The sequence below is a fragment of the Streptomyces sp. NBC_01171 genome, from assembly GCF_045039805.1.
Taxonomy (GTDB): Bacteria; Actinomycetota; Actinomycetes; order Streptomycetales; family Streptomycetaceae; genus Streptomyces.
This window is the reverse complement of sequence record NZ_CP108609.1, coordinates 1,694,195-1,715,040: the sequence shown is the minus strand read 5'-3', so window position 1 is coordinate 1,715,040 and position 20,846 is coordinate 1,694,195. Positions and strand designations below refer to the sequence as shown.

General features: G+C 70.2%; 23 protein-coding genes. 11 read left to right on the top strand and 12 right to left on the bottom strand.

What is annotated here, in order from left to right; genetic code table 11:
- Positions 1-4 precede the first annotated feature (4 nt).
- A complete protein-coding gene (locus OG448_RS07850; protein WP_405552302.1) occupies positions 5-949 on the bottom strand; it encodes a hypothetical protein in 945 nt (314 codons plus the stop codon).
- Positions 950-1,028: 79 nt separating this feature from the next.
- Between OG448_RS07850 and OG448_RS07845 the strand changes: the two genes are divergently transcribed.
- On the top strand, positions 1,029-1,223 hold the full coding sequence (locus OG448_RS07845; protein ID WP_405552300.1) for a DUF3046 domain-containing protein: 195 nt from the start codon (positions 1,029-1,031) through the stop codon (positions 1,221-1,223).
- A 301-nt stretch (positions 1,224-1,524) separates the two neighbouring features.
- Positions 1,525-2,667, top strand: coding sequence for an AI-2E family transporter (locus OG448_RS07840; protein WP_405558718.1), 1,143 nt, complete (start codon positions 1,525-1,527; stop codon positions 2,665-2,667).
- On the opposite strand, the gene OG448_RS07835 is transcribed toward OG448_RS07840, so the two are convergent.
- Complete coding sequence (locus OG448_RS07835; protein ID WP_405552298.1) at positions 2,664-3,254, bottom strand: CGNR zinc finger domain-containing protein; 591 nt, start codon at positions 3,252-3,254, stop codon at positions 2,664-2,666. The two genes, OG448_RS07840 and OG448_RS07835, sit on opposite strands and share 4 nt — an antisense overlap.
- A gap of 38 nt (positions 3,255-3,292) precedes the next feature.
- On the opposite strand from OG448_RS07835, the gene OG448_RS07830 reads away from it, so the two are divergent.
- The 3 genes from OG448_RS07830 to recX all read left to right on the top strand — a co-directional run bounded on the left by OG448_RS07830 (position 3,293) and on the right by recX (position 6,619).
- Positions 3,293-4,486, top strand: coding sequence for an MFS transporter (locus tag OG448_RS07830; protein WP_405552296.1), 1,194 nt, complete (start codon positions 3,293-3,295; stop codon positions 4,484-4,486).
- A gap of 195 nt (positions 4,487-4,681) precedes the next feature.
- Complete coding sequence (gene recA, locus OG448_RS07825; RefSeq protein ID WP_405552294.1) at positions 4,682-5,821, top strand: recombinase RecA; 1,140 nt, start codon at positions 4,682-4,684, stop codon at positions 5,819-5,821.
- Between the two features lie 3 nt (positions 5,822-5,824).
- Positions 5,825-6,619 (top strand): recombination regulator RecX, encoded by a 795-nt coding sequence (gene recX, locus OG448_RS07820; RefSeq protein WP_405552292.1) that lies wholly within the window; start codon positions 5,825-5,827, stop codon positions 6,617-6,619.
- Between the two features lie 53 nt (positions 6,620-6,672).
- Here recX and OG448_RS07815 read toward each other — a convergent pair whose 3' ends face one another.
- The 5 genes from OG448_RS07815 to OG448_RS07795 all read right to left on the bottom strand — a co-directional run bounded on the left by OG448_RS07815 (position 6,673) and on the right by OG448_RS07795 (position 10,327).
- On the bottom strand, positions 6,673-7,086 hold the full coding sequence (locus OG448_RS07815; protein WP_405552290.1) for a rhodanese-like domain-containing protein: 414 nt from the start codon (positions 7,084-7,086) through the stop codon (positions 6,673-6,675).
- Entirely contained in the window at positions 7,083-7,613 is a 531-nt protein-coding gene (locus OG448_RS07810) for a cysteine dioxygenase (protein WP_405552289.1), read from the bottom strand. The genes OG448_RS07815 and OG448_RS07810 overlap by 4 nt, the downstream gene beginning before the upstream one ends.
- 67 nt (positions 7,614-7,680) lie before the next feature.
- Positions 7,681-7,767 carry a putative leader peptide gene (locus tag OG448_RS07805; protein ID WP_405558717.1) on the bottom strand — a complete coding sequence of 29 codons (87 nt, stop codon included), beginning with the start codon at positions 7,765-7,767 and terminating at the stop codon, positions 7,681-7,683.
- 76 nt (positions 7,768-7,843) lie between these two features.
- Positions 7,844-9,463: an FAD-dependent monooxygenase gene (locus OG448_RS07800; RefSeq protein WP_405552287.1), complete on the bottom strand. Its 1,620-nt coding sequence runs from the start codon at positions 9,461-9,463 to the stop codon at positions 7,844-7,846.
- Between the two features lie 201 nt (positions 9,464-9,664).
- The gene (locus OG448_RS07795) at positions 9,665-10,327 is read right to left on the bottom strand and encodes a response regulator transcription factor (protein WP_405552285.1); all 663 of its coding nucleotides are present in this window, start codon (positions 10,325-10,327) and stop codon (positions 9,665-9,667) included.
- A gap of 335 nt (positions 10,328-10,662) precedes the next feature.
- Here OG448_RS07795 and OG448_RS07790 point away from each other — a divergent pair, with 335 nt between their 5' ends.
- Both OG448_RS07790 and OG448_RS07785 read left to right on the top strand, forming a co-directional pair.
- Positions 10,663-11,130: a hypothetical protein gene (locus tag OG448_RS07790; protein WP_405552283.1), complete on the top strand. Its 468-nt coding sequence runs from the start codon at positions 10,663-10,665 to the stop codon at positions 11,128-11,130.
- A gap of 75 nt (positions 11,131-11,205) precedes the next feature.
- A complete protein-coding gene (locus tag OG448_RS07785; RefSeq protein WP_405552281.1) occupies positions 11,206-11,649 on the top strand; it encodes a hypothetical protein in 444 nt (147 codons plus the stop codon).
- A gap of 86 nt (positions 11,650-11,735) precedes the next feature.
- On the opposite strand, the gene OG448_RS07780 is transcribed toward OG448_RS07785, so the two are convergent.
- The 4 genes from OG448_RS07780 to OG448_RS07765 all read right to left on the bottom strand — a co-directional run bounded on the left by OG448_RS07780 (position 11,736) and on the right by OG448_RS07765 (position 15,264).
- Positions 11,736-12,680, bottom strand: coding sequence for an amino acid ABC transporter permease (locus OG448_RS07780; RefSeq protein ID WP_405552280.1), 945 nt, complete (start codon positions 12,678-12,680; stop codon positions 11,736-11,738).
- Positions 12,677-13,324 carry an amino acid ABC transporter permease gene (locus OG448_RS07775; RefSeq protein ID WP_381145572.1) on the bottom strand — a complete coding sequence of 216 codons (648 nt, stop codon included), beginning with the start codon at positions 13,322-13,324 and terminating at the stop codon, positions 12,677-12,679. The genes OG448_RS07780 and OG448_RS07775 overlap by 4 nt, the downstream gene beginning before the upstream one ends.
- Positions 13,325-13,479: 155 nt before the next feature.
- A complete protein-coding gene (locus OG448_RS07770) occupies positions 13,480-14,397 on the bottom strand; it encodes a glutamate ABC transporter substrate-binding protein (protein ID WP_405552278.1) in 918 nt (305 codons plus the stop codon).
- A gap of 90 nt (positions 14,398-14,487) precedes the next feature.
- A complete protein-coding gene (locus OG448_RS07765) occupies positions 14,488-15,264 on the bottom strand; it encodes an amino acid ABC transporter ATP-binding protein (protein ID WP_405552276.1) in 777 nt (258 codons plus the stop codon).
- A 292-nt stretch (positions 15,265-15,556) separates the two neighbouring features.
- Here OG448_RS07765 and OG448_RS07760 point away from each other — a divergent pair, with 292 nt between their 5' ends.
- Entirely contained in the window at positions 15,557-16,246 is a 690-nt protein-coding gene (locus OG448_RS07760; RefSeq protein WP_399712289.1) for a response regulator transcription factor, read from the top strand.
- Positions 16,247-16,255: 9 nt separating this feature from the next.
- On the top strand, positions 16,256-17,689 hold the full coding sequence (locus OG448_RS07755; protein ID WP_405552274.1) for an ATP-binding protein: 1,434 nt from the start codon (positions 16,256-16,258) through the stop codon (positions 17,687-17,689).
- On the opposite strand, the gene OG448_RS07750 is transcribed toward OG448_RS07755, so the two are convergent.
- Positions 17,668-18,684, bottom strand: coding sequence for a TAXI family TRAP transporter solute-binding subunit (locus OG448_RS07750; protein WP_405552272.1), 1,017 nt, complete (start codon positions 18,682-18,684; stop codon positions 17,668-17,670). The genes OG448_RS07755 and OG448_RS07750 overlap by 22 nt on opposite strands.
- Before the next feature lie 121 nt (positions 18,685-18,805).
- Here OG448_RS07750 and OG448_RS07745 point away from each other — a divergent pair, with 121 nt between their 5' ends.
- Positions 18,806-19,210: a MazG nucleotide pyrophosphohydrolase domain-containing protein gene (locus OG448_RS07745; RefSeq protein ID WP_164188430.1), complete on the top strand. Its 405-nt coding sequence runs from the start codon at positions 18,806-18,808 to the stop codon at positions 19,208-19,210.
- Positions 19,211-19,287: 77 nt separating this feature from the next.
- On the top strand, positions 19,288-20,814 hold the full coding sequence (gene miaB / locus OG448_RS07740; protein WP_405552270.1) for a tRNA (N6-isopentenyl adenosine(37)-C2)-methylthiotransferase MiaB: 1,527 nt from the start codon (positions 19,288-19,290) through the stop codon (positions 20,812-20,814).
- The last annotated feature ends 32 nt before the right edge of the window (positions 20,815-20,846 follow it).

Sequence of the window (20,846 nt, the reverse complement as noted above, 5' to 3'; positions counted from 1 at the left end):
CGGGTCAGCCGACGTAGCGGCCGTACGCCCTGAGCGTGCGCAGCGCCTCGATGGTCACGCCGGCGCGCGCCTCCAGCGCCGGGGCCGGTGCCCACTGGCGCCGGCGGACCGGCCAGCCACCGTCCTCCTCCTGCTCGGCGGCGAGGAAGTCCAGCGAACGCGTCATCTCCTCGTCCGTGAACCACGCGCGTGCGAGCGAGTCCGGGGTGCGCGCGAAGTCGTGCGGGAAGTGCTGCTCGCCGGGCGCGTAGCCGGGGGTGACGGGGTACGCGTCGAGGCGGTCCGGGTCCAGCGCCGCGAGCCGCCGCTCGCGCACCAGGCGGCCGAGCCGGTCGGCGGCCGCCTCCGCGCGGGCGCGGTCGGGAACGGCGTCCAGGAAGGCCACGGCGGCCTCGACCTCGTGCGGATGCGACGTCTCCAGGGCGTCCACGGCCTGCCAGCAGAAGTCGGTGGCCCGGAACAGCCACGCGTGCCACACCTCGTTGCGGTGCAGCAGGCCCACCACCGGCCCCGTCGCCGGCAGCTCGCTCGGCGGGTCGTCCACCACCGGCACGAAGGGTGCCGCCGGATAGCCGCGCTGGCTCGGACAGACCGCCGGCAGGGCGCCGTCCGCGGTGGACACCGAGGTCAGATAGCGGCACACCCGCTCCACCCGCTGCCCGCTACAGCGGCCGACCGCGTCCAGTACGTGCAGCGCGCGGGCGGTGTGCAGCGGCTGGCTCACCGGGCCGCGTAGATCGGGCTCCAGGGCGTGGCCGTAGCCGCCGTCCTCGTTGCGATAGGCGTCCAGGGCCCTCTCCACCGGGTCCGCGCCGCCGTTCAGGAAGCGGTGTGCGAAGAGCCGCTGCTCCAGCACGCGCGCGGTGAGCCAGACGAAGCGCTCCGCGCGGAGGAGGGGGGTGTGCGCCGGGTGCGCGGAGGGGAGTGAGGGACCATCTGATTCGGCCATGGACCAGACCGTAGAGCCACCGGACCCCGCCGAGACGGGTCCCGGACAGTCCCGCCCCCCGAGGCGGGATACTTGAGGCATGCGGTTGACGGTCTTCTGGCAGCGGATGGCGGAGCACTTCGGTGCGGGGTACGCCGACTCCTTCGCGCGCGATCACATCATGTCCGAGCTGGGCGGACGGACGGTGCACCAGGCACTGGACGCCGGCTGGAACGCCAAGGACGTGTGGCATGTCGTGTGCACCGTGATGGACGTGCCGGGGGACAAGCGCTGAGCCACGGTCGTCGCCCGGTGCCGGGCGACATCGGCCGAAAGGCGGGGGCGAAATACGCGGATCGCCGGTCCCCCGGTCGACGGACGGCCCGACGGGTGTGTTGACGGCCACATACCGAGTAGGTCACCCAGGCCCTCATACGGTCCGCGCTGTCGGTGGCGTGGGCGAGACTTGGCCCGTGGCACGCATCGACGACATCGAGCCGACCGACCCGCAGACGGCGCCCCCGGCCGGGGCGGCGGCCTCCGCTGCCGGCACGCCGCCGCGCGAGCCCGCGGCCGGTGCGTTCACGGGTGCCCGGATGCCGCGCTGGCTGCCGCGCGCCATGGTGCTCGCGCTCACGCTGGTCGCCCTGTTCCAACTGGGGAGCTGGGCCTTCCACGAGCTGACCGGGCTCCTCCTCAACATCCTGATCGCGTTCTTCCTGGCGCTCGCCATCGAGCCCGCCGTCAGCCGCATGTCCGCGCGCGGGATGCGCCGGGGACTCGCCACCTTCCTGGTCTTCCTCGGCCTGGCCGTCGTCACCGCGGGCTTCTTCACCCTGCTCGGGTCGATGCTCGCGGGCCAGATCATCAAGATGATCGAGGGATTCCCCGAGTACCTCGACTCGGTCATCAACTGGGTCAACCAGACCTTCCACCTTCAGGTCCGCCGGGTCGACGTCCAGGAGGGCCTGCTCCACTCCGACTGGCTGCGCAAGTACGCGCAGAACAGCGCGGCCGGCGTCCTCGACGTGTCCGCCCAGGTGCTCGGCGGACTCTTCCAGCTCCTCACCGTCGGCCTGTTCTCGTTCTACTTCGCCGCCGACGGCCCCCGGCTGCGCCGCGCCCTGTGCTCGGTGCTGCCGCCCGCGCGGCAGGCCGAGGTGCTGCGCGCCTGGGAGATCGCCGTCGACAAGACCGGCGGCTACATCTACTCGCGGGGCCTGATGGCCCTCATCTCCGGCGTCGCGCACTACATCCTGCTCCAGGTCCTCGGCGTGCCGTACGCGCCCGTGCTCGGCGTCTGGGTCGGCCTGGTCTCGCAGTTCATACCGACCATCGGCACCTACCTCGCGGGCGCGCTGCCGATGCTGATCGCGTTCACCGTGGCGCCCTGGTACGCGGTCTGGGTGCTGATCTTCGTCGTGGTCTACCAGCAGTTCGAGAACTACATGCTGCAGCCCAAGCTGACGTCCAAGACCGTCGACATCCACCCGGCCGTCGCCTTCGGCTCGGTCATCGTGGGCACCGCCCTGCTCGGCGCGGTGGGCGCCCTGATCGCCATCCCGGCGGTCGCCACGCTCCAGGCGTTCCTGGGGGCGTACGTCAAGCGGTACACGGTCACGGACGACCCGCGCGTGCACGGCCACCGATTGCGCCGGCAGGGCCGCCCGGACACCTTCATCCGTCTCCGCCTGGGGCGTCCGCGGGCTCCGGAGTCGGACTCCGAGGGCTCGGCCTAGGGGGTTTCCCGCTCGGCGCGGGCGCGGCGATGGGCCGCGACGCGCTCTCGGGTGGCGCACCGGCGTGAGCAGTAGCGGCGGGGCGGGCCGCTGCCTTGGGTGACGTAGACGTTTTCGCAGCTCGGGGAGGCGCAGGTGCCACCCGGCGGGCGCTGGCGGTCCCAGAGCAGGACGGTCAGGGCCAGGCACGAAGAGGCCAGGAACCACTCCGCCCAGGGGGCGTCGTCGGCGCGGTCCAGGTGGGGGTGCCAGGGGGTGGTGCCGTCGTGTGAGGAGAGCCTGAGGGGGCCTGTGTGCGCGTGCAGCAGGCGGTTGAGGGTCGCGGCGGCGGTGTCCGGGCCGTCGGCGGCGAAGACTTCGCGCAACAGGGCTGCGGACGTGCGCATCTCGGTCACCTCGCGCGGGGAGAGGTCGACGTCCGTCTCGCCGTACGAGCGGAGTACGGCTGCCACGTCCGTCGGGTCGGGGTGGTCGCCGGCGAGGACGTTGATCAGGTCGGCGGTGCGCTGGGTCGTCGTCAGCACCGAGTGCCGGGTGGACCAGTCGTCGGGGGTGGGGGTGGAGGGCACGAGGCGAATGTAACGCATATTGCGGAGGTTTGAGTTACCTCCGTAACGTTGGTGCGGTGAGAAGGCGTTACGCGCTTGCCGCGTACCTTGCGGGTGCGGTGGCCGCTCGGGTGGGGGACGAGATGTCGGGGCCTGCGCTGATGTTGGCCGGGTTCGCGGTTACGGGTTCGGCCGCTGCCGGGTCGGCGCTGTTGGCGGGCGTCACGATCTCCGCCGTGGTGGGTGGGCCGGTGCTCGGGCTGTTGCTCGACCGGGTGGAGCGGCCGGGGTGGTTGCTCGCGGGGGCGCTCGGTCTTTACGGCGGGGGATTGGGGCTGGTGCTGCTCGGGTTCGGCCGGGTGTCCCTTGCCGCTGTGCTGGGGCTCGCCGTGGTGATCGGGGTGGCGGGGCCCGCTGTCGCGGGTGGGTGGACGGCGCAGTTGCCTCGGGTGGTGCCGGGGCGGGCGAATGCCCTTGATGCGATGACGTTCGGGGTGGCGAGTCTGCTTGGTCCCGCCCTGGTGGGGGGTGTGGCGGAGGGGGTGGGGGCGGCTGGTGCTGTGGTGGTTGCCGGGGTGTTGATCTGGGTGGCGGCGCCTGTCGCGTGGGGATTGCCCAGGGCGCCTGCTGGTCGGAAGGCGGCTCGGGTGGGCTTCGCCGCTGGGGTGCGGTTCGTTCTGGGGAATCCCGCTCTGGCGCGAGCCACCTTCACGTCGGTGGGCTGCTGTATGGCGCAGGGGGTGCTGACGGCTTGCGTTCCGGTGCTGGGTGAGCGGGTGCTGGGTGGGGCGGCGCGAGGGGCGGTGCTGCTGTCGTGTGCGGCGGGGGCGGGGTTGGTGGCCAACGGGGTGCTTGCCCGCTCGGGGGTGGCGCCGGATGTGGTGATTCGCCTGGGTGCGCTGGTGCAGGGCGCCGCATTGGCGCTGGCGGCTACGGGCCGACCGGCCGCGCTCATCGGGGCCGCGTTGCTCGTCGGCGCCGGCGAGGGCCCCCAACTTACGGCTCTGTTCGCCGTCCGCCACCGCGAGTCCCCGGACCATCTGCGCGGTCAGATCTTCACCACGGGCGCCAGCGTGAAGATCACGGGCTTCGCCGTGGGGGCCGCCCTCGCGGGGCCGCTCGCGGCGCGCTCTCTGTCGGGTGCCCTGTTGCTGGCGTCGGGGATCGCCGCTGTGGCCTGCGTCCGCGTTCCGGTGCGGTCGCGAGTGCTTGGGAGCGGCCCCACGTCCCGGACCCGGCACTCGGATACGCCTGACCCACCAGGGGTCTGAGGCGCTTGACATGAAAATCGAACATCCATTCTCATGGAAGCTCAGGCGAGGCCAGCGGCGGGGATTTCAGTACGGTTCGGGTAGGGATGTACCCCAGTTATCCACAGGCCGGGCCGACGTCGGGGCGCGTTGTCAGTGGCAGGCGTTAGCGTCTTTGACGTGAAGCGATCGACTCAAGCAAACCGGGTGGAACCCATGGCAGGAACCGACCGCGAGAAGGCGCTCGACGCCGCGCTCGCACAGATTGAACGACAATTCGGCAAGGGCGCAGTGATGCGCATGGGCGAGCGGTCGATGGAGCCCATCGAGGTCATCCCGACCGGCTCGACCGCCCTCGACGTGGCTCTCGGCGTCGGTGGTCTGCCGCGCGGCCGTGTCGTGGAGATCTACGGCCCGGAGTCCTCCGGTAAGACGACTCTCACCCTGCACGCCGTGGCCAACGCGCAGAAGGCCGGCGGCCAGGTCGCCTTCGTCGACGCGGAGCACGCCCTCGACCCCGAGTACGCGAAGAAGCTCGGCGTCGACATCGACAACCTGATCCTCTCCCAGCCGGACAACGGCGAGCAGGCGCTGGAGATCGTGGACATGCTGGTCCGCTCCGGCGCGCTCGACCTCATCGTCATCGACTCCGTCGCCGCGCTCGTCCCGCGCGCGGAGATCGAGGGCGAGATGGGCGACAGCCACGTGGGTCTGCAGGCCCGACTGATGAGCCAGGCCCTGCGGAAGATCACCAGCGCGCTCAACCAGTCCAAGACGACCGCGATCTTCATCAACCAGCTCCGCGAGAAGATCGGCGTCATGTTCGGCTCGCCGGAGACCACGACCGGTGGCCGCGCGCTGAAGTTCTACGCCTCGGTGCGCATCGACATCCGCCGCATCGAGACCCTGAAGGACGGCACGGACGCGGTCGGCAACCGCACCCGCTGCAAGGTCGTCAAGAACAAGGTCGCCCCGCCGTTCAAGCAGGCCGAGTTCGACATCCTCTACGGCCACGGCATCAGCCGCGAGGGCGGTCTGATCGACATGGGTGTGGAGCACGGCTTCGTCCGCAAGGCCGGTGCCTGGTACACGTACGAGGGCGACCAGCTCGGCCAGGGCAAGGAGAACGCCCGCAACTTCCTCAAGGACAACCCCGATCTCGCCAACGAGATCGAGAAGAAGATCAAGGAGAAGCTGGGCGTCGGAGTGCGTCCCGAGAAGCCCGCCGCCGAGCCGGGCACGGACGCCGCCGCGGTCACCGCCACGGGCGCCGACACCAAGGCCACGACGGACGCCAAGGCGGCCCCCGCCCCGGCCAAGGCCACCAAGCCCAAGGCCGCCGCAGCCAAGAGCTGACCCGTGACGCGACGAACCGACTGGGCCGAGTACGACGACTCCGCGTCCGGTGCCCCACGGGGGAGGGGCATCGGACGCGACCCGGCCATGGCCGCGCCCGGTGACGACGCGGACGGACCCGAGGACAGCCACCCGGCGCCCCGCCGGTCCGGGTGGGACGGCACACGCTCGGAGGGGTCCCACGGGGGCGGCTCCTCCCGGCGCGGCCGTCGCCGGCGCGGCTTCGGGGAGCCCGCCGGCACGGACGAGGACACCCCGCGCTCGTCGAGGGCCGGGCAAGGGGTGTCCTCCACGGACACGGACCCGGCCGAGAAGGCGCGGAACATCTGTCTGCGCCTGCTCACCGGAACCCCGCGCACCCGCAAGCAGCTCGCGGACGCCCTGCGCAAGCGGGAGATCCCGGACGAGGTGGCCGAGGAGGTGCTGTCGCGGTTCGAGGAGGTCGGGCTCATCAACGACGGCGCCTTCGCGGACGCCTGGGTGGAGTCGCGGCACCACGGCCGGGGACTGGCCCGCCGCGCCCTCGCCCGTGAACTGCGCACCAAGGGCGTCGACTCGGTGCTGATCGACGAGGCCGTGGGCCAGCTCGACTCCGAGCAGGAGGAGGCGACCGCCCGCGAGCTGGTGGACCGGAAGCTGCGGGCCACCCGGGGGCTCGACCGGGACAAACGGCTCCGCCGCCTGGCCGGGATGCTCGCCCGCAAGGGGTATCCCGAGGGCATGGCCCTCCGCGTCGTCCGCCAGGCGCTGGAGGAAGAGGGGGAGGACACGGAGTTCCTGGCGGAGGACGGTTTCTGACGGGCGGACAGAAAGGCCCGCTCAGGGCGCCGGGCCCCGAGCGGACGTACTTCTCAGGCCACCGGCTCCACCGGCAGCCCTGCCGCGCGCCACGCCTGGAAGCCGCCCACCAGGTCGGTCGCGCGACGCAGCCCGAGCTGGTGCAGGGAGGCGGCCGCCAGGCTGGACGCGTAGCCCTCGTTGCAGATGATCACGACCCGCAGATCATGTCCGGTGGCCTCCGGCACCCGGTGGCTGCCCTGCGGATCGAGCCGCCATTCCAGCTCGTTGCGCTCGATCACCAGGGCGCCGGGGACCAGCCCGTCCCGGTCCCGCAGGGCCGCGTACCGGATGTCGACCAGCAGGGCCTCACCGTCGCGGGCCGCCTCGTGCGCTGCTCGCGGCTCGATGCGCCGGTAGCCGGAGCGAACCCGGTCCAGCAGTTCGTCGATCCCGACCGGACGCAGCGCGTCGCCGTCGCCGCTCACTGCCAGTCCTCCGGCCGCTCCACCTGCTCCAGCCTGAGCACTTGGCCGGCGCGGCTGTAACGGCGGATGCGCGGCAGCGGCGGGTAATAGGCGTGGACCGAGACCGCGTGCCGGTCCGGGGAGTCGTTGAACACCTCGTGCACATGGTGCCGGCCGAACGCGCGGCCCTGACCGGCGCCGAGGCGGCGTTCGCGGTCGACGTCCTCGGAGAGTTCCAGGGTCCGCCAGCCGTCCGTGGGCAGCCGGGCGGCCAGCGAGTTCTCGTGCAGCTCGCCGGAGGCGGTGAGGAAGGCGCCGACCGAGTCGGCATGGTCGTGCCAGCCCGTGCCGGTGCCGGGCGGCCAGCCGATCAGCCACGCCTCGCTGCCGCCCGGACCCTCCAGCCGTAGCCAGGTGCGGCCCTCGGGGTCGAGCGGGAGGGAGGCGATCAGTTCCGCGTCTGCGGCGGCGCGCCGGACGAAGTCGAGCAGTTCGGCCTGACTGGGAGCCGAGGTGGGCGTGGGGGAGGTGAGGGGGGAGACAGACACGTGCACCGTCCTGAAGAGGGTTCGCCGAACGGGCGCGCGACGGCGCCCGGATAAGGGGGATGCGAATTCAGCAGAACGGGCGACACACGCAGCCCGCGTAGCGGAGCAGGTCCATATGGACTCTCCGCCACAGGCGTACACGGGTGTCGGTCACGATCCGGAGTACAGCATGCCGCCGCACTCCGGTCAATCGGTCGTCATCATGTGGACAGCAAGGGACCGGGCCGAGGTCAGCGCGCCCCCGAACCGGCCTCCGCCTCTTCCCTCAGGGCGTCCTCCAGCGGCACCGCGCCGCCGAGCGCGGCCTCCGCCGCCGCGTACAGATCGGCGGGTCGTACCCCGCTGAGCGCGGTGACCAGGTGACCGTCCGGACGCACCAGGAGCACGCTGTGCGCCGGGGCTCCCGGATAGCTCTCCGCGACCAGCAGCTCCGCCCGGTGCGGCAGCGCCGTCACCGCGGCCGCCAGCCGGGGCATGACCCCGGCGGACATCCAGTGCTTGCGGTCCCACACCCCCGTACCCGGCGCGATCAGGACGACGAGCAGCGCCCCACGGCCCAGCCGGTCGCGCAGCCGTACGAAGGAGCCGTCCTCGGCGGTGACCCGTACATCGGCGACGGGGGCGCCCGGCTCGGTGTCGACCGGGATCTCGCCCTCCAGGTAGCGGGGCGCGAGCGGCGAGGTGGCGTACGCCCCCGGCTCACCGAGCGCCCCGCGCCCCAGGTGACCGTCCGTCATCAGCGTGTCCTGACTGCGGGCCGCCCCGGGCACATAGCCGCGCAGTCCGCCCGTGCCGCGCAGCACCGGGAGCAGTTGGTCGGCTGCGCGCAGCCGGGCGGCGACCACCGCGCGCCGTTCGGCCTGGTAGGTGTCGAGCAGCGTCTCGTGCGCGCCGTGGTGCCAGGCGACGGCCAGTTTCCAGGCGAGGTTGTCGGCGTCCCGCAGCCCCTCGTCGAGGCCCTGCGTGCCGAGCGCGCCGAGCAGGTGGGCGGCGTCCCCGGCGAGGAAGACCCGGCCGGAGCGCCAGCGGCGGGCCAGCCGATGGTGGACGGCGTGCACACCGGTGTCGAGGAGGTCGTAGGCCGGGACCGCGCCGCCGGTCCAGCCGGCGAGGGTCTTACGGACGTTGCTCACCAGGAACTCGGGCGTGATCAGGTCCTTGCCGGCCGGCAGCAGCCAGTCCAGGCGCCAGGTGCTGTCCGGCAGCGGCCGGGCGCTGACCTCCGTGGAGGGGTGCCCGGACGACCGCCACGGGGGCATCCGGTGCAGCAACGCGCTGCCTTCCCAAGGGAGTTCGACGCGCAGGGTGGCGACCGCGTGCCGTTCCACCGCGGTCCGGCCGGGGAAGCGGATGTCCAGCAGCTTGCGGACCGTGGAGCGGGGGCCGTCGCAGCCGACCAGATGGCTGCCGCGCCACCAGGTGCCCCGCGGGCCGCGGGTGTGCGCGGTGACGCCGGAGCGCTCCTGTTCGAGGGAGTCGAGACGGCTGTCCAGGGCGACCTCGACCAGCGGTTCGGCGTCGGCGGCCGCGCGCAGGGCGGCGGTGAGGACGTGCTGTTCGATGTGGAGCGGCGCGGGGTCGCCGGCCGCGAAGGCGATCTCGCTCACCACCTGCCTGCGCCGCTGTGACCGCCAGCCGGTCCAGCGCAGCCCCAGGCCACCGGCTCGGACCGCGGTCAGCCGCTCCAGGAGTGCCGCGGTGTCCTCGCGCAGGACGACGGTGCGCGCGGGCCGGGGCTCATCCTTGCCGCCGGTCTCGTCGAGGACGACGGACGGCACCTCCTGGCGGGCCAGTGCCAGGGCGAGCGTGAGCCCGACGGGCCCCGCTCCGACGATGATCACCGGGTCCACGGTGTGGCGCCCCCTGCCCGCGATGGTGTCCTGACGGCCGCATGTGAACACAAGTGTGGAGCAGGGTGAACGATCACGGAAAGTATGCAACCTACTGCGGCTGCTTGCGTCAAGTGACCCCACGACGGCACGGCGGACTTCATTTCCGCGTGTGTGCACTCCAGACGCGACAGCTCCTTCGCTTCCTCCGTCTGGCGCCCCTCAGACGGGTATGGGGCCGACCCCCGCCTGCCATGCAATGCGGGCGGCGTGGAACCGGTTGGCGGCGCGCAGCTTGGCGCACAGGGCGCGGACGTGGTCCTTTACCGTCTCCGGGCTGATGTGGAGAGCCTGGGCGATGGCCCGGTTGGGAAGTCCCTCGCTCAGGAGTGTCAGCACCTCCCGCTCTCGCGCACTCAGGTCCGCGATACGGTCCTCGGCCCCGTGACGGAAGCCGAGCGAGGCCGGATGGGCGTGCAGGAGCGCGTCCGCGATCTCCGGTGACAGTGCGCGGCTTCCCTGGGAGACCGCTGTCAGCCCCCAGGTCAGATGCTTGACTGCGGAGCGGTGGAGCAGTACCCCGGCCGCGCCCTTGACGAGGAGGATGCCGGCGTCCCGTTCGGTGACGCGTTCGGCGATGACGAGGATGGCAGGTGCCCCAGGAAGCGCGCTGACGGTCTCCAGAAGCGGGAGGGAATCCTTGCCGGACGCGTCGCCACTGATGAGAACTGCGGGGCGAGTCGTCCTCACCAGCGCGGTGGCCTGAGCGCGCTTCCCCTCGGCCACCACGCTGATCCGTGGAACCTGACGTGCGTCCTCGTCCAGCTCATGGAGCATTTCCCGCAGCCCGGCGCGGCAGAGCGATCTGTCATCGATGATTCCCACCCGTAACATTCGGTCCCCGTGTGGTTCTGTGCCCGTGCAACGGCACGCGTGACATCGCCTCTCGTCCGGTCACGACGAGCAGCACAAGAGATCCTCTGATCGCCGCGCACTTTCGTCAAGCATGGTGCAACGTTCACCTATCTCTTTGTAATTGCTTTTGCAATCGCGCGTGACATTTTTGCGGCCGGCCGGCGGTCGATGGTCGAGCGGCGAATGTCAATCCCCCTTTTCGGTGATTCTCCCGACAGTCCCCCGAATGGGGGGAACTCTCTTTGTCGCTCCGGAATGCAGGATCGTCAAGCCATCGCAAGGGCGAGGCGAAAGAAAGGAGCGACATGGACGGCAATCGGATACGTCGGGGAACTGTGCTGGGTGCTGCTGCGGCGGCCTGCTTGCTGACCGTGGGGACGGTCGGCCCGTCGGCCGAGGCGGCGCCCACGGCCGGTTCCAGGGCGGTTGCGGTAGCGGCCAGCTGCGGGAGCCCGGTTCTCAAGGTGTGGTACGACTCCGACCAGTTCGGTACCTACCTCAAGGCCTGGTTCGAGACGGACCGCGGATGTCCCAAGGGGCGGAGGGTCGCCAGCCTCTCGGGGAAGATCTACTGCTTCAAGCCGAAGTCCAAGCTCGTCTACAGTGCGAACGTGGCGAGTAAGAAGGCGCCGGCGTCCACCCTGATCCAGGCGTTGCCGCCGAAGAGTAAGTGCAAGACTTTCTATGCCGAGGGCACGATTGTCTACACGGGTGCGGGACGCGTTCCATTCAAGGACACGTGGCGATGGAACTGGGGTGGATACCCAGCCTGATTGATCCCCATCGCAAATCTCAAATTTCCCTCAAGCGTGAACCTTCCCTGAGTGGAACACTGAAGGAGTTCATTCATGCACGGTGACGAGAAAATCCGGACGAAGCGTCGAGCCGCCCTGCTGATAAGCGCCGCTGTCCTGGCGGCGTCTTCTCTCGCGGCGCCTTCCGCCTTCGCGGACGGCCCCGCCGAGATCTACCTTGGCCAGCGCTCCGGCACCGTTCACCTCGGTGGGCTTCCCGGCTCGTACAAGTGGGTCGACAAGCAGTACCGCAGCACGTCGCTGTCCAATCTGCGCCTGCACTCGATCCGCATCACATACAGCGGATGCGCCAACTGGTATGGCCGTGCCGCCGTGAAGTGGGGCTCCACGTACGACACGGACAAGAAGTCGGCCGCGGGCTGCAAGAAGTCCGTTCTTCTGACGCCCATGGGAGACCTGAAGGCTCCGGTCACGCTGACCATCCACCGGGACCCGACGGACATTTCGGGGAGCGTCGTCATCAAGCCCGTCAAGTGAGCCGACCGCGCCGCCGGTGTCCCGCCCCTCCTATCGGGGGCAGAACACCCGGCGGCGCGGTTCACCGGGGAGCGTACGACCCAGGGTCATGTCAGCGGGCGGCCGCCATCGTCGCCCGCCGCGACCGTGTCGTCCTCGGCGGCGTCGAGGACCTCTGGGTGTTCGGCGGCTCCCACCGCCGCGGCCACGACGATGCCGGTCTTCGCCCGGCGGCCACGCCGCTCGAGCCAGGTCGCCAGCGAGGAGAGCGCGAGGCACATCGTGATGTAGATCGCGCCGGCCACGATGGTGACGGCTGTGAACGGACTCTCACCGTTGACGATGATGTTGGTGGCCATCTTCCGCGTGGCGTAGAGAAGTTCGGTGTACGTGATGATGTAGCCGAGGGACGTGTCCTTCAGCGTGACCACGAGCTGGCTGATCATCGTCGGCAACATCGAGCGCACCGCCTGTGGCAGCAGCAGCGTCGTCATCACCTGGTACTTGCGGAGACCGATCGCGTGCGCCGCCTCGACCTGCCCGCGGGGTACGGCGTTGATGCCTGCACGGAACACCTCCGCCTGCACACTGCCGTTGTAGATGGTCAGGCCGATGACCAGGCCCCAGAACGCGGCGTTGTCACCCACCACGCCGAGGTCGCTCTTGTAGGTGAGGAAAACGACCCACAGCGCGTAGATGGTGATGAGGAGTGGAACGGCGCGGAACAACTCGATGAATCCGGTGGCGAACCAGCGGACCGGCCGGTGGTCGGACACGCGCGCCACGGCGAGCAGCAGCCCCAGCACCAGGGACAGGGCGCCGGCCAACGCGAAGACCTTGAGCGTGGTCAGAATGCCGTCGCGGATGTTGGTGCGGACGCCTGCGTTGTTGAAGATGTTCCAGACGTTGGGGTCCAACTGGCCCTTCACGTCGAGACGGTAGATGACGAAGGCGAGCAGGGACGCCAGCGCCAGCGAACCCGCCACCGTGAAGAAACGGTTACGGACCCGAGCCCGGGGCCCGGGCGTGTCGAACAGAACACTCGCACTCATCGCGCGACCCCCAGACGCCTCTCCAGCAGCCGGAACAGGCCGCTGATCGAGAAAGTGATCACGAGGTAGCCCAGGGCCACCCACAGGAAGATCCAGGTGATGACGTATCCCTGGTCGCTGAGAAGCTTCTGCACCCCGAACAGCTCGGTCACGCTGAACGCGCCCGCGATCGCCGAGTTCTTGGTGAGCGCGATGAAGATCGAGCTGAGCGGCGCGACTACCGTGCGGGTGGCCTGCGGGAGGACTATCAGCCGCAGTGTCTGGGAGAAACTCATACCGAGGGAGCGGGCGGCCTCCGCCTGTCCCAGCGGCACCGTGTTGATGCCCGACCGCACCGCTTCGCACACGAAGGCCGAGGTGTAGAAGCCGAGGGCGAGCAGCGCCTTGGTCCACGGGCTCATACCCGGGACGAACACCACCGGGACGACGAACCAGGCGATGAGGAAGAGCAGTGTCAGGGGAGTGTTGCGGAAGAGCGTGACCCATGCGGTACCGAACACGCGCAGGGGCGGAACGGGAGAGACACGGAAACCGGCGATGATGACACCCAGCACCATCGCGAGGAGTCCGCTGGCGAGTGTCAGCAGAACAGTGCCGATGAACCCCTCGCGGAAATCCGCGAGATGGTCGACCAATATGTTCACGGGGAGGTCCTCGTGGCGGTGTACGGGCAGGGAAGACCGCGGCCGGGACGGCACCGCCGCCCCGGACCCGTCGGTGCCGCGTCCTCGGGGGCCCGAAGCGCCGGGCCGGCGACTGCCTGCCCGGCGCTTCGACGCGGCGATGTCTCAGCGGTGCGTCAGTAGCGCTCGATGGCCGGAGGCGCCGTGTACGGGGAGCCGGACAGGCCGAGCGTCGCGTCGTACGCCTTCTTGTAGTCGCCGTTCTTCTCGTGCTTCTCCAGCGCGTCGTCGACCGCGTTACGCAGGGCCTTGTCGTCCTTGTTCATGCCCACGCCGTACGGCTCCTTGGTGAACGGCTTGCCGACCACCTCGAGCTTGGCGGGGCGCTGTGCGGCGTAGCCCTTGAGGATCGCGTCGTCCGTGGTGACGGCATCGACCTCGTTGTTGAGCAGCTGCTGCACGCACTCGGAGTACTTCGACAGCTCCACGGTCTTCGCACCGTACTTGGGCTTCTTGATCTCCTGAAGAGGAGTGGAACCCTTGATGGAGCAGACCGTCTTGCCCTTGAGCGAGTCCGCGCCGCTGATGTCCTTGTCCCCCTTGCGGACCAGGAGGTCCGCACCGGCGAGGAAGTACGGACCCGCGAAGCCGACCTGCTTCTTGCGCTCGTCGTTGATCGTGTAGGTACCGACGTACAGGTCGACCTCGCCCTTGGAGATGGCCGTCTCGCGGACGTTGGAGTCAACCGTCTTGAACTCGATCTGCTCGGGCTTGAACCCGAGGTCGGCGGCGACCATCTTGGCGATCTCGATGTCGAAGCCAGACCGCTTGCCGGTCGTGTCCTCGAAGCCGAGGTACGGCTGGTCGTTCTTCGCGCCGATGACGAGCTTGCCCGCCTTCTGTGCCCTCTTGAGGGTGGCGGAGTCGATCTTCACGTCCGTGGCCACGGCATAGGAGGGAAGCTTCGCGGCCGCCGCGCCGCTGTCGCCTCCGGACGGCTTGTCGCCGGCATTGCCGGACTCTCCGCCGCAGGCGGTCAAGGCCAGCGCGAGGGTGGCGAGGACCGCCACGGAGGCGGATTTGCGGAGCTTCATGAGGACATCCTTCGAATCGGCGGAGTCTGCCTTGCACAGGCTGGGAAAAGGCGGGCACGGGCAGTCGGATACGCGGCCCGGGCGGCGGAATCAGTGATGAAGGATCTTCGAGAGGAAGTCCTTGGCCCGATCGCTGCGGGGGTGGCTGAAGAACTGCTCGGGTTCGGCCTGTTCGATGATCCGGCCGTCCGCCATGAAGACCACGCGGTTGGCGGCCGAGCGGGCGAAGCCCATCTCGTGGGTGACGACGACCATCGTCATGCCCTCGCGGGCCAACTGCTGCATGACCTCGAGGACTTCGTTGATCATCTCGGGGTCCAGGGCCGAGGTGGGCTCGTCGAAGAGCATCACCTTCGGGCCCATCGCCAGCGCCCGCGCGATGGCCACGCGCTGCTGCTGGCCGCCGGACAACTGCGCCGGGTACTTGTCGGCCTGGCTGCCGACGCCGACCCGGTCGAGCAGGGCGCGCGCCTGCTCCTCGGCCTTCTTCTTGTCCGTCTTGCGGACCTTGAGCTGGCCCAGCATCACGTTCTCAAGCACGGTCTTGTGCGCGAAGAGGTTGAAGGACTGGAACACCATCCCGACGTCCGCCCGCAGCCGGGCCAGCGCCTTGCCCTCCTGGGGCAGCGGCTTGCCGTCGATGGTGATGCTGCCGGAGTCGATCGTCTCCAGACGGTTGATGGTGCGGCACAGGGTCGACTTGCCGGACCCGGACGGCCCGATGACCACGACGACCTCGCCGCGGCCGATCGTCAGGTCGATCTCCTGGAGCACATGCAACGCGCCGAAGTGCTTGTTGACGCTCTTCAGGACGACCAGGTCGTCGGACGCGGCCACGTCTTCCTTGGCCACCGCTACTTCGGTCATCGCTCTCGGGCTCCGTCCTCCTCGGTTTCGGTGGACAGTAGTGACGACCCCGCGTCGGCGTCACCACATCTGAGGTGAATCTGAGCATCACGATCCGATAGCAATCGGACACGTGTCGTAGCACTTGCGTTCTGTGCGCGTATCGGCCGGATAACGGAAGGCTTGGGCAACCGGAACGCTCTTGACGGCGTCGTCCTTCATCGGCGTCACTGCATGGTGCACACGCGCGCACCATCGGTACGCGCCCGAGAAGAACCCAGACCGTACGAACGCTGAATTGAAGGGGGCCGGGATGAGACTGCTGCTCGTCGAGGACGACAACCACGTCGCCGCGGCCCTCTCCGCGGTTCTCGCCCGGCACGGCTTCGACGTCACCCACGCCCGCAGCGGCGAGGAGGCGCTCCAGGCGCTCGTGCCCGAGGGCCCCGGCTTCGGCGTGATCCTGCTCGACCTCGGCCTGCCCGACCAGGACGGCTACGAGGTCTGCGGCAAGATCCGCAAGCGCACCGGCACCCCGGTCATCATGGTCACCGCCCGCTCCGACATCCGCTCCCGCATCCACGGGCTGAACCTGGGCGCCGACGACTACGTGGTGAAGCCGTACGACACCGGCGAACTCCTCGCCCGCATCCATGCCGTCAGCCGCCGTACCGTCCCCGAGGACGCTGTGACCGGCGACGACAGCGCCGCCCTGCTGCTCGGCACGGTCCGCATCGAACTGCCCACCCGGCAGGTCAGCGTGGCCGGGGCCACCGTCCCGCTCACCCGCAAGGAGTTCGACCTGCTCGCGCTGCTCGCCCAGCGGCCCGGAGTGGTGTTCCGGCGGGAGCAGATCATCAGCGAGGTGTGGCGCACCAGTTGGGAAGGGACCGGGCGCACGCTGGAGGTGCATGTGGCGTCGCTGCGCGCCAAGCTGCGCATGCCCGCGCTGATCGAGACCGTGCGCGGGGTCGGCTACCGGCTCGTCGCTCCGGCCGGATAGCGGGGCCGGGTGCGCACTCGGCTCCTGCCGCTGCTCATCGTGCTGATGGCGGCCGTGCTCCTCGCGCTCGGCGTACCGCTCGCCCTCAGCGTGGCCGCGGCCGAGCAGCAGCGCGTCATCGTGGACCGGATAGACGACACCGCGCGCTTCGCCGCGCTCGCCCAGTTCGTCACCGACACCCCGAGCGGCAGCCGCTCCACCGCCCCCGACGAGCGCCTCCAGACCCTTTACCGCGAGCTGGAGAGCTACCACGACGTCTACGACATCCGTGCCGGCGTCTTCTACAGCGATCGCTCCGCCATGGTCAACGCCCCCGGCGACTGGTTCGTACCCCAGGAGGGGGCGGTCCGGGCGGCTTTCGAGGAGGCGCTGCTCAGCCGCCGCAGCCACGACCCCGGCCAGGTGTGGCCCTGGCAGCGGTCCCGGCTCGTGGTCGCCTCGCCGGTCATCCGGGACGGGGACGTGGTCGCCGTCGTCGTCACCGACTCGCCGACCGAGCAGATGCGGTGGCGGGTGCTGCGCGGCTGGGCGCTGATCGCGGCCGGTGAGATCGCGGCGATGCTGCTCGCGGTGGGCGCGGCGCTGCGACTGACCGGCTGGGTGCTGCGGCCGGTCCGCATCCTGGACGCCACCACCCACGACATCGCCACCGGACGGCTGAAGTCCCGGGTCGCGGTCGGCGGCGGGCCGCCCGAACTGCGGCGGCTGGCGCGGTCGTTCAACGAGATGGCGGACAACGTCGAGGACGTGCTGGAGCAGCAGCGCGCCTTTGTCGCGGATGCTTCCCATCAACTGCGCAACCCCCTGTCGGCGCTGTTGCTGCGGATCGAACTGCTCTCTCTCGAACTCCCCGAGGGCAACGAGGAGATCGCCTCCGTGCGCACCGAGGGCAAGCGGCTGGCCCAGGTGCTGGACGACCTGCTCGACCTGGCGCTGGCCGAGCACGCGGAGACCGAGGCCCGGCTGACCGACATCGGCGCGCTGGCCGAGGAACGGGTCGCGGCCTGGACGCCGACCGCCGAGGCCAAGGGCGTCCGGCTGGTCGGCGACTGCCCGCCCACGACCGCCTGGGCCGACGCGATCTCCCTGTCCAGTGCGCTGGACGCGGTGATCGACAACGCGGTCAAGTTCACCCCCGAGCACGGCACGGTCGAGGTCGGTGTCCTCGCGAGCGGTGACACCACCACCGTCCAGGTCACCGACACCGGGCCGGGCCTGACCGACGACGAACTCGAGCGCGTGGGCGACCGGTTCTGGCGCAGCGGGCGCCATCAGAACATCAAGGGCTCAGGGCTGGGCCTGTCCATCACCCGTGCCCTGCTCGCCGCGACGGGCTGTTCCATCTCCTACGGCCACCACGAGCCCGAGGGCCTGCGGGTCACCGTCACCCTGCCCCGGCACGCCCCCGTCCCCGGCCCCCGTCAGGGCTTGACGGAGCGGTAGTAACGCCGGGCCCCGGTGTGCAGGGGGAGCGGGTCGGTGTATATCGCGGTGCGCAGATCCACGCGCTGCGCGGAGTGCACGTGCTTGCCTATCTCGTCCCGGCTCTTGATCACGATGCGGGTTATCCACTCCGTGAGCCTCGGGTCCAGGTCCGAGCGCGTCATCAGCAGGTTGGACACCGCGATGGTGGCCACTGTGGAACCGCCCTGCACGACCGGATACGCGGACTCGGGCATGTTGGTGGCGCGGTAATAGCGCGCTGCCTCCCCCTCGGCGTGCAACTGGGAGACGAGCTTCCCCTCTATCGGTATGAACCGGAACCCCGACTTGTCCGCCAGCTCCGTCAGCCCGCCGGTGGGCAGGCCGCCGGACCAGAAGAAGGCGTCGATGTCGTGGTCCGCCAGCATGGCCGGACCGGTGTCGATCCCCGCGGACACCGGGACGATGTCCTTCTCCGGGTCGATTCCGGCGGCCTTCAGCACCCCGTTCGCGATGAGCCGCACGCCGGAGTTGGGCAGTCCGGTGGCCACCCGCTTGTCCCGGAGGTCGGCGACGCTGTCGATCTTGGCGCCGGGCGCCACGATGAGCTGCACATAGTCGTCGTAGAGCCGGGCCACCCCACGCAGCCGGTGCTCGGCGGGGTGCGCCTGCTCGTACGTCTGTACCGCGTCGGCCGCCGCGATGGTGAAGTCGGCCTTGCCGGACGCCACCCGCTGCACGTTCTCCTGTGAACCGGCGCTGCTGGTGAGCTTCACGGTCAGGCCAGGCATGTCCTTCGCCAACTCGTTGCGCAGGCGGCGGCCGTACTCCTCGTACACCCCGCGGGTGCCGCCGGTGCTGAACACGATCGTCCCGCTCGGTGGCTTCTCGCCGAGCGGTGCCAGCCACCAGAGCAGCAGGCCGAGCACCACGACTCCCACGCCCGACGCCCACAGCAAGCGGCGCCGGCCGGGCAGCCGGGCGGAGATCTCGGCGAACGGGAACACCTTGGACATGCGGGCGATCCTGCCAGGCCGGAAGCGGGCCGACCAGGGCTGTGGACAACCGGACGGCCAGGTCTCCGGCCGCCTGTGGACAACCGGCGGGGCTGTCGGAGGCGGCGGTTACAGTCGCCGCATGAGCACTTCTCCCGCCCGTCTCGTCAGCGAGTTCCACCGCGCCTTCGGTCTCGACGCCCGCGCCATACCCACCGAGATCAGTCCTGAACTCGCCGCGCACCGAGGGGAACTGCTCGCCGAGGAGGCCGCGGAGGTGGCAGAGGTCTCGGTCACCGGCCCGCTCGACCACCTCGCGCAGGAACTGGCGGACGTGGTCTACGTGGCCTACGGCACCGCCCTGGTCCATGGCATCGACCTCGACGAGGTCATCGCCGAGATCCACCGCGCCAACATGAGCAAGGTCGGCCCGTCCGGCGAGATCAGCCGCCGCGAGGACGGCAAGGTCCTGAAGGGCGACCACTACCGGGCGCCCGACGTGTCGGCGGTCCTGCGCCGCCAGGGATGGACCCCGGCCGAGGGCTGACGATCCGGCTGTGTGCCCGGTCACGGGCCCCCGGGAGCCGGGACGGAGGGCCTCCGGAGACCGCCTACCCTTGACCCATGACCACCAGCAGCGACCGGAGCCCGGCAGTGGACGTTCGAGAAGCCAAGACGTACGAGGTGCGCACCTACGGGTGCCAGATGAACGTCCACGACTCCGAGCGATTGTCCGGGCTGCTCGAGGACGCCGGTTACGTACGGGCGCCCGAGGGTTCTGACGGAGACGCCGACGTGGTCGTGTTCAACACGTGCGCGGTCCGCGAGAACGCCGACAACCGGCTCTACGGCAACCTCGGCCGGCTCGCGCCGCGGAAGGCGTCGCGGCCCGGCATGCAGATCGCGGTCGGCGGCTGTCTCGCGCAGAAGGACCGCGACACCATCGTGAAGCGGGCGCCCTGGGTCGACGTCGTCTTCGGTACGCACAACATCGGCAAGCTGCCCGTGCTGCTGGAGCGTGCCCGCGTCCAGGAGGAGGCGCAGGTCGAGATCGCCGAGTCACTGGAGGCGTTCCCCTCCACCCTGCCGACCCGGCGCGAGAGCGCGTACGCGGCCTGGGTGTCGATCTCCGTCGGCTGCAACAACACCTGCACCTTCTGCATCGTCCCGGCGCTGCGCGGCAAGGAGAAGGACCGCCGGACCGGCGACATCCTCGCGGAGATCGAGGCGCTGGTCGCCGAGGGCGTCAGCGAGATCACCCTGCTCGGTCAGAACGTCAACGCCTACGGCTCCGACATCGGTGACCGCGAGGCGTTCAGCAAGCTGCTGCGGGCCTGCGGAAAGATCGAGGGCCTGGAGCGCGTCCGCTTCACCTCCCCGCACCCCCGCGACTTCACCGACGACGTGATCGCCGCCATGGCCGAGACGCCGAACGTGATGCCGCAGCTCCACATGCCGCTCCAGTCCGGCTCGGACACCGTCCTGAAGGCGATGCGCCGCTCGTACCGGCAGGAGCGCTACCTCGGCATCATCGAGAAGGTCCGCGCCGCCATCCCGCACGCGGCCATCACCACCGACATCATCGTGGGCTTCCCCGGCGAGACCGAGGAGGACTTCGAGCAGACCATGCAGGTGGCCCGCGAGGCCCGCTTCGCCCAGGCGTTCACCTTCCAGTACTCCAAGCGCCCCGGCACCCCCGCCGCGACCATGGACGGCCAGATCCCCAAGGAGGTCGTGCAGGCTCGCTACGAGCGCCTCGTCGCCCTCCAGGAGGAGATCTCCTGGGAGGAGAACAAGAAGCAGGTCGGCCGCACCCTGGAGCTGATGGTCGCGGAGGGCGAGGGCCGCAAGGACGGCGCCACCCACCGCCTCTCCGGCCGCGCCCCCGACAACCGCCTGGTCCACTTCACCAAGCCGGACGACGAGGTCCGCCCCGGCGACGTCGTCACCGTCGAGGTGACCTACGCAGCCCCGCACCACCTGCTCGCGGAGGGCCCCGTTCTCGCCGTGCGCCGCACGCGCGCGGGCGACGCCTGGGCGAAGCGCAACGCGGCCGAGACCGCCGAGAAGGCCGGCGTCATGCTCGGCCTGCCGAAGATCGGCGTCCCCGCGCCGCTGCCGGCCGCCACGAGCGGCTGCGGCTGCGACTGACCCTTGACGCGCCTCACCCCCGGTCCACGGCA